This window comes from Nocardia paucivorans NBRC 100373 (genome assembly GCF_000308675.1).
GTDB classification, from domain to species: domain Bacteria; phylum Actinomycetota; class Actinomycetes; order Mycobacteriales; family Mycobacteriaceae; genus Nocardia; species Nocardia paucivorans.
In genome coordinates, this window is record NZ_BAGE01000083.1 from 1 (window position 1) to 562 (window position 562).

Annotated in this window: 1 protein-coding gene; it reads right to left on the reverse strand. The window is 69.9% G+C overall.

The window, feature by feature from the left end:
- On the reverse strand, positions 1 to 562 hold a 562-nt coding region (locus ON32_RS23350), incomplete at both ends, for an SDR family NAD(P)-dependent oxidoreductase (RefSeq protein ID WP_040793169.1).

The following is a 562-nucleotide window of genomic DNA, read 5'->3' on the forward strand; positions in this document are numbered from 1 at the left end:
TGATGCCACGGCCCCCACGCCAACGACACCGCAGGCAACCCCGCCGCCCGCCGCCGCCGCACCAACGCGTCCAGGAAACCATTGGCCGCCGCATAATTACCCTGCCCGGCCGACCCCAACACCGACGCCACCGACGAGAACACCACAAACGCCGACACCCGCCGATCCCGGGTCACCTCGTCCAGATACCAGGCACCGTCGACCTTCGGCGCCAACACCCGACCCACCCGCTCCACGGTCAACGACTCGATCGTGCCGTCGTCGAGAACACCGGCGGCATGCACCACAGCCAGCGGATGTGCGGCATCGATATCGGCCACCAGCGCCCGCACCGCCTCCCGGTCGGCGACATCACAGGCCACCACCCGCACCTGCGCCCCGACCCGCTGCAACTCCGCCACCAGTCCCCCGACACCGGGCGCCCGCACACCCCGCCGAGACGTCAACACCAACCGACGCACACCGTGTTCGGACACCAGATGCCGGGCGAACAACGCACCCAACCCACCCGTACCACCGGTGATGACCACGGTGGAACCGGCCCACACCCCGGCATCCACCG